Annotated in this window: 15 protein-coding genes and 1 pseudogene; 5 read left to right on the forward strand and 11 right to left on the reverse strand. The window is 57.3% G+C overall.

The genetic code is table 11. From position 1 onward, the window contains the following. Positions 1-86 precede the first annotated feature (86 nt). Positions 87-974, reverse strand: a pseudogene (locus CHB79_RS19140) (NAD(P)-dependent oxidoreductase); the annotation flags it as partial. 137 nt (positions 975-1111) lie between these two features. On the opposite strand from CHB79_RS19140, the gene CHB79_RS19145 reads away from it, so the two are divergent. From CHB79_RS19145 to rhtA, 3 genes are all read left to right on the forward strand, one after another. Continuing rightward, positions 1112-1660 (forward strand): 3'-5' exonuclease, encoded by a 549-nt coding sequence (locus CHB79_RS19145; protein ID WP_089361073.1) that lies wholly within the window; start codon positions 1112-1114, stop codon positions 1658-1660. Positions 1661-1723: 63 nt separating this feature from the next. After that, complete coding sequence (gene ppnP, locus CHB79_RS19150) at positions 1724-2005, forward strand: pyrimidine/purine nucleoside phosphorylase (RefSeq protein WP_089361074.1); 282 nt, start codon at positions 1724-1726, stop codon at positions 2003-2005. Positions 2006-2076: 71 nt separating this feature from the next. Beyond that, entirely contained in the window at positions 2077-2961 is an 885-nt protein-coding gene (rhtA, locus tag CHB79_RS19155) for a threonine/homoserine exporter RhtA (RefSeq protein WP_176443227.1), read from the forward strand. Here the strand turns inward: rhtA and CHB79_RS19160 are convergent. The 5 genes from CHB79_RS19160 to CHB79_RS19180 are packed head-to-tail and all read right to left on the reverse strand — an operon-like array spanning position 2958 to position 7291. After that, entirely contained in the window at positions 2958-4742 is a 1785-nt protein-coding gene (locus CHB79_RS19160) for an ABC transporter transmembrane domain-containing protein (protein ID WP_089361075.1), read from the reverse strand. The genes rhtA and CHB79_RS19160 overlap by 4 nt on opposite strands. Positions 4743-4784: 42 nt before the next feature. Continuing rightward, positions 4785-5159, reverse strand: a complete 375-nt coding sequence (locus CHB79_RS19165; protein ID WP_089361076.1) for a DoxX-like family protein — start codon at positions 5157-5159, stop codon at positions 4785-4787. Positions 5160-5199: 40 nt separating this feature from the next. After that, positions 5200-5574: a thiol-disulfide oxidoreductase DCC family protein gene (locus tag CHB79_RS19170; RefSeq protein WP_089361077.1), complete on the reverse strand. Its 375-nt coding sequence runs from the start codon at positions 5572-5574 to the stop codon at positions 5200-5202. A 22-nt stretch (positions 5575-5596) separates the two neighbouring features. Then, positions 5597-6169: a DUF1287 domain-containing protein gene (locus CHB79_RS19175; protein WP_089361078.1), complete on the reverse strand. Its 573-nt coding sequence runs from the start codon at positions 6167-6169 to the stop codon at positions 5597-5599. 9 nt (positions 6170-6178) lie between these two features. Further along, positions 6179-7291, reverse strand: coding sequence for an ATP-NAD kinase family protein (locus CHB79_RS19180; RefSeq protein WP_010490093.1), 1113 nt, complete (start codon positions 7289-7291; stop codon positions 6179-6181). A 175-nt stretch (positions 7292-7466) separates the two neighbouring features. Between CHB79_RS19180 and CHB79_RS22090 the strand changes: the two genes are divergently transcribed. Further along, positions 7467-7643 (forward strand): PA1571 family protein, encoded by a 177-nt coding sequence (locus CHB79_RS22090; RefSeq protein WP_176443229.1) that lies wholly within the window; start codon positions 7467-7469, stop codon positions 7641-7643. Between the two features lie 19 nt (positions 7644-7662). On the opposite strand, the gene pdxB is transcribed toward CHB79_RS22090, so the two are convergent. Next, on the reverse strand, positions 7663-8817 hold the full coding sequence (pdxB, locus tag CHB79_RS19185) for a 4-phosphoerythronate dehydrogenase PdxB (RefSeq protein ID WP_089361079.1): 1155 nt from the start codon (positions 8815-8817) through the stop codon (positions 7663-7665). 191 nt (positions 8818-9008) lie between these two features. Here pdxB and CHB79_RS19190 point away from each other — a divergent pair, with 191 nt between their 5' ends. Next, the gene (locus tag CHB79_RS19190; RefSeq protein WP_089361080.1) at positions 9009-10403 is read left to right on the forward strand and encodes an MATE family efflux transporter; all 1395 of its coding nucleotides are present in this window, start codon (positions 9009-9011) and stop codon (positions 10401-10403) included. Positions 10404-10578: 175 nt separating this feature from the next. Here CHB79_RS19190 and CHB79_RS19195 read toward each other — a convergent pair whose 3' ends face one another. From CHB79_RS19195 to rlmM, 4 genes are all read right to left on the reverse strand, one after another. Next, positions 10579-11004, reverse strand: coding sequence for a cupin domain-containing protein (locus CHB79_RS19195; RefSeq protein WP_089361081.1), 426 nt, complete (start codon positions 11002-11004; stop codon positions 10579-10581). A gap of 62 nt (positions 11005-11066) precedes the next feature. Then, complete coding sequence (locus tag CHB79_RS19200) at positions 11067-11414, reverse strand: RidA family protein (protein WP_141133440.1); 348 nt, start codon at positions 11412-11414, stop codon at positions 11067-11069. A 346-nt stretch (positions 11415-11760) separates the two neighbouring features. Then, the gene (gene tusA, locus CHB79_RS19205; RefSeq protein ID WP_010490104.1) at positions 11761-12012 is read right to left on the reverse strand and encodes a sulfurtransferase TusA; all 252 of its coding nucleotides are present in this window, start codon (positions 12010-12012) and stop codon (positions 11761-11763) included. 64 nt (positions 12013-12076) lie between these two features. Then, on the reverse strand, positions 12077-13132 hold the full coding sequence (gene rlmM / locus CHB79_RS19210) for a 23S rRNA (cytidine(2498)-2'-O)-methyltransferase RlmM (protein ID WP_089361082.1): 1056 nt from the start codon (positions 13130-13132) through the stop codon (positions 12077-12079). Positions 13133-13233: the final 101 nt, after the last annotated feature.

Consider the following 13233-nt stretch of genomic DNA (forward strand, 5'->3'; position numbering starts at 1 on the left):
GCCCGAAAGTCGAACGCAGTAGCTGTAAAGAGATTCCAAAATCGGGCGTCCGACCGCAACGCCCAATGCTTAGGCAGCAAACAGACTCAGGAGTTCTTTGCCGGCTTAAGTCGTGAAATCAGGCTCGATGTATCCCAGCGCCCTCCACCGGCCGCCTGGACATCGGCATAGAACTGATCAACCAGCGCAGTGACAGGCAATTGCGCGCCATTGCTGCGAGCCTCGGCCAGCAGGATGGACAAGTCCTTGCGCATCCAGTCGACGGCGAAGCCGAATTCGAACTCACCATCGAGCATGGCTTTATGGCGATTCTCAAGCTGCCAGGATTGCGCTGCGCCCTTGCTGATCACCTCCATGGCGCCAATACCATCGAGCCCGGCGCACTGCGCAAAATGCAGAGCCTCGGACAAACCCTGAACAACACCGGCGATACATATCTGGTTGACCATCTTGGTCAGTTGGCCGCTACCAGCCGGCCCCATGAGCCGAACCATCTTGGCATAGGCATCGATAACAGGCTGCGCTCTATCGAAATCGGCCTGCTCGCCACCGACCATGACCGTTAGCACGCCATTTTGCGCACCTGCCTGACCACCTGAAACCGGGGCATCAAGAAAGCCTATGGAGCGCCCCCTGGCGATTTCTGCCAGCTCACGGGCGACAGTCGCCGAGGCGGTTGTGTGGTCAACCAATACGCTTCCGGACTGCATGCCCGCCAACGCACCGTCTTCACCGAGCACGACACTGCGCAAATCATCGTCGTTACCCACGCAAACCATTACCAGGTCCGCGCCTTGTGCAGCTTCACGGGGTGTCGCAGCGCACTCGCCTGCATACTCTTCGACCCACTGCTCGGCCTTGGCCGCGGAGCGATTGTAGACGCAGACTTGATGGCCATCGCGCGCCAAATGCCCTGCCATGGGATACCCCATTACACCTAATCCAATAAAGGCTACGTTGGCCATTTGAAACCTCCAGGTTGATTTATCAGCAGCCTAACATGGCTTTTGCCACACTTGTCGGGCACTTGCATACTGCCGCCATTGTCCTAAAACCTAATAGTAAGTTTGCCGACAGCGCGAGTACAGGCTCGCATGCTCATGGAGAGCCTATGGGACATTGGTTAGTGATTGACCTGGAAGCTACGACCGAGGAAGGCGGCTGGCCGATCGAAGAGATGGAGATCATCGAAATCGGCGCCAGCATGGTGAATGCCCAAGGCCATGAGATCGACCATTTCCAGCGTTTTGTCAGGCCTCTCAGGCGCCCTCACCTGACCAGGTTTTGCCGCGACCTGACCCATATCAGCCAAACCGATGTCGACAGCGCAGGGCCATTGTCTGAAATCTGGCCTCACTTTGAGCGCTGGCTCAGCCAGCACCACCCGCGCCTGATCGGCTGGGCAAGCTGGGGCGAATATGACCGCCGCCAGCTTGAGCAAGACTGGCGCCTGCAACAGCTCAGCAGTCACCTGAGCACGCTCAGCCACCTGAATCTAAAAAAAACCTTCGCCCAGGCGCGCAAACTACAGCAACCGGTGGGCCTGCACACCGCACTGCAACTCTCTGGAATCAATTTCAGCGGGCAACAGCACCGCGCTCTTAGCGACGCGCGCAACACCGCTCGATTACTGCCAATGGTTTTACCTATTCAAAGCTGATGACGACCCGATCAGGCTTCGGCATACTGGCGACCCTTTTTCAGCCCTTGCGAGGATGTGCATATGTTCAAAGTGAATGAGTACTTCGACGGCACCGTCAAATCTATTGCTTTCGATATGGCTGCAGGGCCTGCCACTATCGGCGTAATGGCTGCTGGCGACTACGAATTTGGCACTAGCCAGCTCGAAGTCATGCATGTTGTGGCAGGCGCACTGACTGTTCAATTACCCGGTTCGGAGAGCTGGGAAACATTCGAGTCGGGCAGCACCTTCACAGTGCCGGCCAATAGCAAATTCAAGCTCAAGGTCGCGGTTGAAACGGCTTATCTCTGCGAATACCGCTAATTGCTTGATGGCTGAATAACCGGCCTGCGGGCCGGTTTTTTATTGCACCTGTATTTGATCTGGAATCGACAATGCCCCGCGCCATACCCGCTACCGCCATCGTGCTGCCAATCGCCCTGCTCCTGGTGGCCATGGTGTCTATCCAGAGCGGAGCATCGCTTGCAAAAAGCCTCTTCCCGCTGATTGGCGCCGAAGGCACAACCGCTTTGCGCCTGGGCTTTGGCGCAATCATTCTGGCAATCATCATGCGCCCCTGGCAGGCACGCTTGAGCCTGGCTTCCTGCAAGGCGCTGCTGGCGTATGGGCTGGCGTTGGGCGGCATGAACCTGTTGTTCTATATGTCGCTTAAGACCATCCCGCTTGGGATTGCCGTTTCCCTCGAATTCACTGGCCCCCTGGCCCTCGCCCTGCTGTCATCTCGGAGATTGCTAGACTTTGTCTGGGTGGCGATGGCGGTCACCGGCTTGTGGCTACTGCTACCGAGCAACCATTCCGAGCAAGCGCTTGATCCCCTGGGCATGGCGTATGCGCTCGGCGCCGGGCTGTGCTGGGCGATGTACATCATTTTCGGCCAGAAAGCCGGTGCCCAGCATGGCAAGCATACCGCCTGCCTGGGCACACTGGTCGCCGCCGCATTGGTCATCCCCATTGGCATGTGGCAGGTCGGTTCCGCCCTTTACAACCTCGACCTGCTACCTATTGCGTTGGCGGTAGCGGTACTTTCATCAGCACTGCCCTACAGCCTCGAAATGATTGCCCTGACACGCCTGCCTTCACGCACCTTCAGTATCCTGATGAGCCTTGAACCCGCGGTAGCGGCCCTCACTGGCCTGCTGTTTCTCAGCGAGCAACTGCACTTCAACCAATGGCTGGCCATCAGCTTTATCATCCTTGCGTCCGCAGGCGCGGCGGCCACCATCAGGCCCCAGGTAAAGCCTGTTGATCTGCAAGGCTAAGCCTCGCTCAGGCCTGACTGCGGATTTGAAAACTGCAGCTCGGCCAGACGCGCATACAGCGGGCTGCTGTTGATCAACTGCTGGTGCGCGCCGATAGCCACCAGCCTGCCCGACTCGATCACCGCGATTCGCTCAGCACTTTTAACAGTTGCCAGGCGATGCGCAATCACCAGCGTGGTACGCCCCTGCATCAATCGCGGCAAGGCTTGCTGGATCAGGTGTTCACTTTCAGCATCCAGCGCGCTGGTGGCTTCGTCCAGCAGCAATATCGGCGCATCAAGCAACAGGGCCCGGGCAATCGCCAAGCGTTGGCGCTGACCACCGGACAAGCCCATGCCTCCATCCCCTAGATGAGTTTGATAGCCGTCCGGCAGCTTCATGATGAACTCATGGGCGTGCGCTGCGCGTGCAGCAGCCTCGACCTCGGCGTGGCTTGCAGCCCTTTTGCCGTAGCGAATATTGTCTTCGACAGTGCCAAAGAACAGTGCAGGATTTTGCGAAACCAGCGCAAAGCTCTGCCTCAACTCACTCGGATCGAGCTGATCAATCGGCTGGCCATCAATCAGGATGCGCCCATGTTGCGGATCGAAAAAGCGCAGCAGCAAATCAAAAATCGTTGACTTGCCCGCACCTGAAGGCCCGACCAAGGCGACGGTTTGCCCCGGCTCGACCAGCAAATCCATGCTGTCGATGGCAAAAGTGTCGAGCCGCGACGGATAGGCAAAACTTAACTTCTGCAACTCTATGCGCCCTTGAACCGGCTGCGCCAGGCTCAGCTTATTTACCGTCGGAGCCAGGATTTCATTGCGCGCCTGCAGCAGCTCGGCAATCCGTTCGGCTGCGCCTGCCGCCCGTTGCAGCCCTCCGATCACCTCGCTGAGCGTGCCAAACGACGAGCCGACGATCAGGCTGTAAAACACAAAGGCGGCCAGCTCACCGCCGCTTATACGCCCGGCAATCACATCCATGCCGCCAACCCAGAGCATCACTCCGACAGCGCCCAGCACCAGGACGATCACCACCGTAATCAACCATGCACGCTGGGCAATTCGCTCGCGCGCCGTGTCGAATGCAGCCTCGGCGGAAAGCGCAAAACGGCGGATATCTTCGTGCTGGTGGTTATAGGCCTGAACTGTTTTGATCTGGCCGAGCACCTCGGCCACGTAGCTGCCGACATCGGCCACCCGGTCCTGGCTCTGGCGCGACAGTGCGCGCACGCGACGACCAAAGACAAGAATGGGCGCAACCACCAGCGGCAACGCAACCAGGACGATACCGCTGAGCTTTGGATTCGTGATAATCAGCAAAACCACGCCGCCGATCATGATGATCAGGTTACGCAGCGCCATGGACAGGGACGAGCCAATGACCGATTGCAGCAAGGTCGTGTCAGCGGTCAGGCGCGATTGAATCTCTGAGCTGCGGTTACTTTCATAGAACCCGGGATGCAAGGTAATCAGGTGATCGAACACGCGCTTGCGAATATCGGCAACCACCCGCTCACCCAGCCAGGAAACCAGGTAGAAACGCGTGTAGGTTCCCAAAGCCAGCGCCAGCACCAAGACGAAGAACAAGCCAATCGAATGCTCCAATGCTTCGCGTGACTGGGTGGCCAATCCCTGATCGACCAGCAGCTTGATGCCCTGCCCCATGGAAAGTGTGATTGCCGCGGTAAAGATCAACGCCAGCAGGGCCCCGAATACACGAGCACGATAAGGCGAGATAAAGCGCCAGGCCATACGCAGCGCATTTCTCTGATGTAACGACAGGATCGAAAGCATGAAGGCTCGCTGGCGCGATGACGCCGGTTAAGGGGAAAGCGATTACGGCGTCTGCGCCCGCCAGGCCACCCAGCACAAGGCCAAGGCAGCGAGATTGGTCGACACTGGATTAAACGCCTGTATCAGTAGATGGGGGCTAAACAGTGCCACATCAAGCAGCAAACCAATCAGCAGCGCCCCCGCCAGCAGCAATGGCCAGCGTTGGCGCCGCCACAGCAACAACAGACCCAGGGTGATTTCTACCAAGCCGGCGATACGGGCTATCCATTCGGGGGCTGGCAAGCCATGGGCCTGGATCATCGCCAGTTCATCCGGGCTTAGCCAGAGGATCTTCGGCACCAAGCCGTGCCAGATAAACAACAGCGCCAGGGCAATACGCGCTAGCCAGGCGATCTGCAGTAAACGAGGATCACCCATGCAAGAAACGCCGGGCGTGGTCGGCGCTTGGCAGCAGACACTAATCATAACGGCCAAAGAGCCGATAGCGGTTCAGGGCAATACGGTTGTAGCACCAGTCACGCACAGGCCGCGGAATCAGCCGCAACCACTTTAAATACCGCCAGGGACCGGGCAACTGGGCGAAAATGCGCAGCACTGCATCCGAACGCAGCAGCATCTGGCCATTCTCGATCAATGCCATGCTGTCGAAATGATCAAGGGGCAAACCGCCCCACTCCAACAATGCCTGGCCTTCCTTCGACTGAACCGAAGCCAGGCGAAAGCGTTGCTCAATATCGTGGCGAATCAAGAATTTCGCCCAGCCGTTACACAGCTTGCACACACCATCAAACAGCACCACGCGCTCGTCAGCCTGGATGAAAGGGGGCTGCATATACATCTCCTCTGCGCAGCCCTCAGGCCTCGGGGATGCGGTAATGGCCAGTAATTCTGAAGTTGAACAGGATGTCTTCTTCCTGGGTACCGCGACCAATGTTATGCAGCACCAGGGGCACACCACTGCTCGCCGTGCGGTCGCTGATAATACCGATATGGGTCAGGCCGCCACCCAGGTCCCAGGTGACGATATCGCCGGGACTATAGTGCTCGGCATCTTGATCAAGCGCCAGCGCCCAACCCTGGCGCTTGAACCAGGTCATCAGGTTGGGTACACGACGGTGGTCGATATTACTGTCGGGGCGAGTCAACCCCCAGCTCTTCGGGTACTGGCCAAAGTGGGCGCGCATGTCCTGATGCACTGCCTGCTGCAGATCCAGCCCTTGCTGGCGCAGCGCACGAATCAGCACATCGGTACATACGCCGGTACTGATAGGCACATCACCATTAGGATAGGCCAGGCGCCGGTAGGCCGGGTCATAGCCAAGGGTCACACCCACCTGCTGACGTGCGGCCAGCACCAGTTTGTCCGCCTCGACGGCCTGGGCAGCAAAGGCGAGCAGCCAGATCAGCAACAGACTCACAACCCGCATCACGACCTCCTATCGACTCAGGGGATAAAGCAACTCTTCCTTGTAACCGGCCCACACCCGCACGGCATCGGGAAAGGCATCATCCAGCGCGATGTCGCCGCTGTCCACCAGCAACGGACGACCTTGCAGTGTGCCGAGCTTGCGTTTGGTTGCAACCACTCGCAGGTGCTCAAGGCCGATGGCACGAAGCACCCTTGGACTGATCTGCTGGTTGCCACGGCCAATAATATGGCCCTGGCCGCCAATAGCAGTCACCAATAGGCGCGCCGGATGATCAGCCACCAGCGCGTACAACTGCGCCTCGGTGACATCGCTGGCCAGCAACTGGCCATTTTCGATCACGTCCACGCCCAGCAGCGTGGTCTCCAAACCCAGGTTTCGCGCCAGTCCATGCAGGGTCGAGCCAGGCCCAAATACATAACGCACATCGTCTTCCCAACTGTCCTGCAGCCAATCTGCCAGATCGCCAAGCACCAGCTCTTCAGACTCAACACCACCCTGCTTGACCTGCTGCACATAACCGCCCTCTTCCGGAACGCTCAACTCGCCGTACCAGCGCGCAGTGACACGTCCTTCACGCAATGCGGACTCATCGATGTCACGCACCTCGCCACTGGCCAGGCGCACCAGCCCTCCGGTTATCAATCGTGCGGTTAACTCACCCGCCGCACGGGGACTGATGGCATAGACCCCGGACTGGATCTTCACTCCGGCCGGGATCCCCAGCACTGGCTGGCCTTCGCGCACGGCAGCGCAGATATCACGCGCAGTTCCGTCACCGCCAGCAAACAAGATCAAGGCCACGCCAGCGTCCTGCAACAGTTCCACGGCATTGCGTGTATCAGCGGCCGTCGTCTGCTGCGCTATAGCGCCGATCACACGATGAGCGAAGCCCATGTCACCCAGCAAATCGGCGCCCATGCTGCCCGGAAAGGTAACAAATTCAACCCGGTCCTTAAGCTCGGCCAAACAATCCAGAGCGGTACGTGTACGCAATGCAGCCTTTGGCTCGCTGCCCAGCGCCAATGCCTGCTCTGCAACGCCATCACTGCCTTTGAGACCTGCTGGGCCGCCAAGTCCGGCGAGCGGGTTGATGATTAACCCGATGTGAAAGCGCGACATACAAGAACTCCAAAATAATCCGACAATTTAGCCAATATTGTTGCTTCCCGGCTTTCCAAGTACCGGGCTTTTTTGGCAGAGTAATCCTACGTGAAAGCCTGACTGCATGCAGTGCCGTCAAATGGCCATGCAGGAGTTGCAGTTTCAACCAGACGTTGCGCTGAGGAGACCGACCATGAGCAACTCAAATCCGCCCAAGCAAAGCAGCAACAGCTCGGTTAACCCTGACAAACCTGTTGGCGGGGCGATCATCGACGAGCAAGGGCGTGAAGTCGAGATAACCGAGCACATGATTCAGGATGCCTGCGAAGAGCTCGAAAAAAGCCGCGCAGCCAACCAAGGCAAAGACTGAGCCCCGCACAGCAAACGCGCTAGCCCGCCTGGCGCGTTACCACACCCAGCGCCTTTAGCGCCTGCACAAGCTCTGCCGAAGGCGGGCCTGCGAAACTGACCTCGAGCCCGGTAATTTCGCGGCGCATCGGGTAGTGCTTGCGCAGCGCATCGAATGCCGCGCGCTGTTGTGCGCTATCGGCGAACAAGCTCCTGCGAAAATCCGCATCATCACGGCGTGGGTCGTAAACCGCACGGCAAAGACTGCCAATCAACCAGTCGCGTTCCACCGAGGCATCGAAATGCATCTGCGCCAACCACGCCGGCGGTGTCAGATCTTCAAGTCGGTGTTGCTCGGGCTGTCCCAGAAACGAGCACAATGCACTGTAGATCTGCGCAGTACCACGTAACTTGCCGTCGAGGCTATAGCCTGCAATATGCGGCGTCGCAATCCGGCACAATGCTGCCAGTTCGACCTCGACACTTGGCTCCGCTTCCCAGACATCCAGCACCGCGCGCAGGTCATCACGTTGCACCAGCAGTTCTCGCAATGCTGCATTATCGATCACCGGGCCGCGACTGGCATTGATAAGCCAGGTACCGGGCCTTAACCGACCGAGATTCTCGGCATCGAACAAATGATGGGTCGGATGCTCGCCAGCTTTATCCAGTGGCGTATGCAAGCTGATCACGTCACAGTCACTGATGATTTGCTGCAGGCTGACAAAATCTCCGCCTTCGATGGACTGTCGCGGCGGATCACAGACCAGAACCGTCCAGCCCAGCCCTTGCAGCACCGCTTGCAGGCGACCGCCAACCTGCCCCGCACCGACGATGCCGTAGGTGCGCCTTGACAGGTCAACCCCCTGGTCTTCAGCAAGCACCAGCAAGCTCGAAAGTACGTAGTCGACAACACCACGAGCGTTGCAACCCGGGGCGCTGGACCAGGCAATATTGGCTTGCTGGAAATACTCGAGATCGAGATGGTCGGTGCCAATGGTGCAGGTACCAACGAAGGATACCGGACTGCCTTGCAACAATTGCTGGTCAACCTTGGTAACCGAGCGCACCAGCAGTACATCGGCATTGGCCACCGCAGCGGCGTCGATCGAACGGCCTGGCAGGCGCATTATAGGCCCAAAACCGGCAAAAAACTCATCAAGCAGCGGGATATTTTCATCTGCAACAATTCGCATGGCGTGGCTCCACGGGACAAGCCTGCATTCTAACAGCAAGGGGTCGATATTCATCCGCCAAGGTCTGGCAAATCATTTGTTACAACGCCCTGCGCTATTAACCCGGCCAATGCCTGAAAAACAGGTGGCTACAGCCTTTCCTGACTAAATGGTCAAGGCGTATACTGCGCGGTTTTACGAGAGCATCAACCATGACCGCCACCTCAGCTGCTGAAACAAGGTCACAACGCGTAAGCCGTGAACTTCGCAGCCTGCTGGTGCTCGCCACACCTATCATCATCGCCCAGTTGGCCCACACCGCCATGGGCTTCGTCGATACCCTGATGGCCGGACGCGTAGGCCCCCATGACCTTGCTGCCGTGGCACTGGGCAACTCGATCTGGGTACCGGTTTTCCTGCTGATGACAGGTATTTTGCTTGCGACCACCCCCAAAGTCGCCCAGCGTTATGGTGCCGGTGATGAATCCAGCATTGGCCCACTGGTACGCCAGGCTCTGTGGCTGGCGATCGTTGTCGGCGGTGGCGCCGCGGCCTTGCTCTGGAATGCCGAAGTCGTGCTGCACAGCATGAATGTTGAGCCCGACCTGATCGAGCCATCAATGGGCTACTTGCGCGCTGTGGCCTGTGGTTTCCCCGCTGTTGCGCTCTACCATGTACTGCGCTGTTTCAGTGATGGCCTGGGGCATACCCGACCAAGCATGGTGATTGGCATCTTCGGGCTGATGCTCAATATCCCGCTCAATTATATTTTCATCTACGGCAAGCTTGGGTTGCCGGCCATGGGGGGCGTTGGTTGTGGCTGGGCGACCGGTTTGGTCATGACCTTTATGTTTGCGTGCATGCTGGTATGGGTAAAGTGGGCCCCTGCCTACAAAGCCAGCAAGTTATTCGCACGTTTTGACTGGCCGCAGTGGTTGGTCATCAAGCGCCTGCTGTCCATCGGCCTGCCAATAGGCATCGCCGTCTTCGCCGAATCGAGTATTTTTGCAGTGATTGCCCTGTTGATCGGCGGGCTTGGTGCCACGGTCGTCGCAGGTCACCAGATTGCCCTGAACTTCAGCTCGCTGGTATTTATGATTCCTTATTCGCTTGGCATGGCCGCTACCGTTCGCGTCGGCCAGGCATTGGGGCGCCATGACCCACGTGGCGCGCGCTTCGCAGCCGGTGTCAGCATGGCCACAGCACTGGCCTATGCCTGCTGCTCGGCCACCTTGATCCTGTTGCTGCGCGAACAGATCGTCAGTATATACACCCCGGACCCGACAGTGATTGCCCTGGCATCCATGCTGATTATCTACGCCGCGCTGTTCCAACTATCGGATGCCATTCAGGTGACCGCCGCTGGCGCTCTTCGAGGTTATCAGGATACCCGCGTGACCATGCTGCTGACGCTGTTTGCCTATTGGGGCATAGGCCTGCCGGTTGGCTACGCATTGGGCTTGTCCAACTGGCTGGGTGAACCTTCCGGGCCTGAAGGCCTATGGCAAGGTCTGGTGGTGGGCTTAACCTGCGCGGCCGTGATGCTGGCCATACGCCTGAGCCGCAGTGCACGCAAGCATATTCGTTTATCAAAACAGGCTGCATAACTGCCGCCCAACCTGAGCCAGATCACCAGTAGGCATTGATAAAGCCATGAAGTCCTGCATGGGCATTGCAGGTTTGACAGGGCGCCTCGTCAATATGGCGAGACGCCCAAGGTCGGTGCCTATTGCGGTTGCCGGCCTCAGTCCTAAGCTGACAACAGCAACCAGACTGCTCCGATCAGCAACCGTTCTTGCAAGGTTTGTAATCAGGGTGGCTGGCACCATGAGCACCGTCATCATAAAGATCAAAGGTCAGCACCTTGAGCGGCGCATTGACTGAAAGATTCTTGATCCAATGCTCGGTATCATTATATTCCGCGAAACAATCACCCGCCTTCCAGATGACCGTATCCTTGGACTTGTTGGAGTGCTCTTCGCCTGAACCTTCAAGCACATAAAGAAGCGCTGGACGGTTTTCATGGGAGTGAAGAACGATGGTACCGCCCGGGTGGCACTCGAGTAGCCGACAGCGCATGCGGCGTTCCAGAAGCGGTGCGCCATAGCCGGGAACGACAATATCCTGCATGTTGATGGATGCAAGCTCTGTTGATATTTCATCGTCATTGAGTTTGACGGTAGGCTTCGGAAACTTGTTGTCGTCCATAACTAAATATCTCCAATACAGATTGATAATGTGCGCTTTCCCCAATATGGAAAGCCGTTGGATCAAATGCTGGCAAACACCTGCACTTCAACCACCCAATCAGGGTTGGCAAGGCGCACCACTTGAATGGCAGCACGCGACGGCGCCTGCCCTTTGTCGCTGGCAACCCAGTTATCCCAAACCTGATTGAACGCCTCATAGTCGCCCATATCCGTTAGGAAAATATTGGCATAGAGGATATTCGACTTATCTGCACCAGCCTTGTGTAACAGCAGATCGATGGTCTCGAACACGCCTTGCGCTTGCTCGGTAATGTTTTTCCCTGAACTGACCTGCCCGGACAAAACAATAAGATTCCCGTTCTGCGAGGCCTGGCTCATTCGGTTGTTTTGATCAATCCTGTTAATCACGACTCTGTTACTCCCTATCAGCGCTTACCCGCAAAAAGTGCAGATTATTAAACTGGCGCACGCTCAACGTGCGCACAGACGCCCTGCCTGCGGCGCTCAATAAAACACAGCGCGATGCTCAGACCCATCACCACCGTATAATAATCGCCAGCAACCATCCGAAAGATATGTAGTAATTTTCACCCGCCCACACCAGTACCCCCTCGGGTATGAGGGTATTGCAAATTCAAATCTGGTTAGTGATCGCAATTGGATTGGGTTGGCAGCATAAAACAAGGCCCAGGCAGGACTTCAACCTGCTGGGCCTGCGCAATCATTTTGACCTGGCACCCATTGCGCTGGGGTATCAATCGAGCTTGGTGCGTATCCAGTACAGATAAGCGCCCGCCTCTTCGGCTTGATCGAGCAAATCATGCCCCAGGAATACACAGAACTTGGGCACATCGCGACGGGTTGAGGGGTCCGTCGCTATCACTTTGAGCAAGCTACCCGCCTGTAAGTCGCGCACCTTGTTGTGCAGCATCATCACTGGTTCAGGGCAATTCAATCCACTGGCATCAAGCACCGCGTCAGGCGTGAGGGTTTTAGGGTCGGACATCTAAACACTCCAATTAATGGCGCTATTGTCGCGCAAAGCTGATCCAAAGGTCACCTTCTACGGACTATTTACCCAGTCGGCGCAGGTGGCAGGTTACCTCTTCACGGTCGTGATAGAGCTGCTTGCAGGCAATCGACACCTTTATGCGCCGTTCGGCAAAACCGGCTTCCATTCTGTCTAGCAGCTTGCGCACTTCGGCATAACGCTGCTTCATGGGCAGTTTGAGATTGACCACCGCCTCGCGGCACAGACCTTCTCCGATCCAGGTTTCCAGCAAGGCTGCGTTACGTGCGGGCTTTTCAACAATATCGCAGACCATCCAGTCCACCGGCTGACGTGGCTTGTAGGTAAAGCCATCAGCCATCAAATGCTGAACTAGGCCGGTATCCATCAAGCTTTGCGCCATGGGCCCGTTGTCAATGGCGGTCACCAACATACCTCGCTTGACCAATTGATAGGTCCAGCCACCCGGCGCGGCGCCAAGATCAACGCCGGTCATGTCGCCATTGAGCCGTTCGTCCCACTCTTCCCGTGGAATAAAGGTGTGCCAGGCTTCTTCAAGTTTCAAGGTCGAGCGACTTGGCGCCTCACGCGGGAATTTCAGTCGAGGAATGCCCATCGGCCAGATAGCGCTGTTGTTCGCCTCGGCCAAGCCCACAAATACCTCGCGACCGCTCTTGAACGTCAGCAGCAAACGTGGCTTGCCCGATTGTTCGACCAACTTGCCCGCCTTGCCCAAGGCTTTGCGCAGCGGCACTTCAAATTTCTTACAGAAATTCGACAGCTCCTTGCCCTCATTGGTGTCGAGGACTTCGAGCCAGACACTGCCACAAACCGGAAAATCCTGCAGATGCTCAAGCAGCACACTGATCCGATCCGTTTCAGGCAGCACGATAAAGACCCCGCGCGCCCATTGCCGGGGAAATATAAGGCTCTTGAAGCGCACAGCCTGCATCAACCGCTCTGCGCCACCCTCTTCCGTGCAGACAAATTCCGCACAGGCGCTGCTGGCCTTGGCCTTGGCATAGCCGGCCACTTGCAGATTGGCAGCATGTTCGCTGATTTCAGAACAGACTTCGTTTTCAAATCCGGGGCGGCAATGCAGTAACAAAGTATTCATCGGGGCTCTCCTCAAGGCGCGCATGATAGCGAACTTGGGAACCCAGGGCTGTAAATCATGTCCAGCTTAATGTCCTGCGCGGATTACAGAGCTGAGGTCGC

This window comes from Pseudomonas segetis (assembly GCF_900188155.1).
GTDB classification, from domain to species: domain Bacteria; phylum Pseudomonadota; class Gammaproteobacteria; order Pseudomonadales; family Pseudomonadaceae; genus Aquipseudomonas; species Aquipseudomonas segetis.

Bases quoted from the DNA above. Each gene is read 5' to 3' on its own strand.
- CHB79_RS19145 (WP_089361073.1), top strand. From the start codon at position 1,112: ATGGGACATTGGTTAGTGATTGACCTGGAAGCTACGACCGAGGAAGGC.
- ppnP (WP_089361074.1), top strand. From the start codon at position 1,724: ATGTTCAAAGTGAATGAGTACTTCGACGGCACCGTCAAATCTATTGCT.
- rhtA (WP_176443227.1), top strand. From the start codon at position 2,077: ATGCCCCGCGCCATACCCGCTACCGCCATCGTGCTGCCAATCGCCCTG.
- CHB79_RS19160 (WP_089361075.1), bottom strand. From the start codon at position 4,742: ATGCTTTCGATCCTGTCGTTACATCAGAGAAATGCGCTGCGTATGGCC.
- CHB79_RS19165 (WP_089361076.1), bottom strand. From the start codon at position 5,159: ATGGGTGATCCTCGTTTACTGCAGATCGCCTGGCTAGCGCGTATTGCC.
- CHB79_RS19170 (WP_089361077.1), bottom strand. From the start codon at position 5,574: ATGCAGCCCCCTTTCATCCAGGCTGACGAGCGCGTGGTGCTGTTTGAT.
- CHB79_RS19175 (WP_089361078.1), bottom strand. From the start codon at position 6,169: ATGCGGGTTGTGAGTCTGTTGCTGATCTGGCTGCTCGCCTTTGCTGCC.
- CHB79_RS19180 (WP_010490093.1), bottom strand. From the start codon at position 7,291: ATGTCGCGCTTTCACATCGGGTTAATCATCAACCCGCTCGCCGGACTT.
- CHB79_RS22090 (WP_176443229.1), top strand. From the start codon at position 7,467: ATGAGCAACTCAAATCCGCCCAAGCAAAGCAGCAACAGCTCGGTTAAC.
- pdxB (WP_089361079.1), bottom strand. From the start codon at position 8,817: ATGCGAATTGTTGCAGATGAAAATATCCCGCTGCTTGATGAGTTTTTT.
- CHB79_RS19190 (WP_089361080.1), top strand. From the start codon at position 9,009: ATGACCGCCACCTCAGCTGCTGAAACAAGGTCACAACGCGTAAGCCGT.
- CHB79_RS19195 (WP_089361081.1), bottom strand. From the start codon at position 11,004: ATGGACGACAACAAGTTTCCGAAGCCTACCGTCAAACTCAATGACGAT.
- tusA (WP_010490104.1), bottom strand. From the start codon at position 12,012: ATGTCCGACCCTAAAACCCTCACGCCTGACGCGGTGCTTGATGCCAGT.
- rlmM (WP_089361082.1), bottom strand. From the start codon at position 13,132: ATGAATACTTTGTTACTGCATTGCCGCCCCGGATTTGAAAACGAAGTC.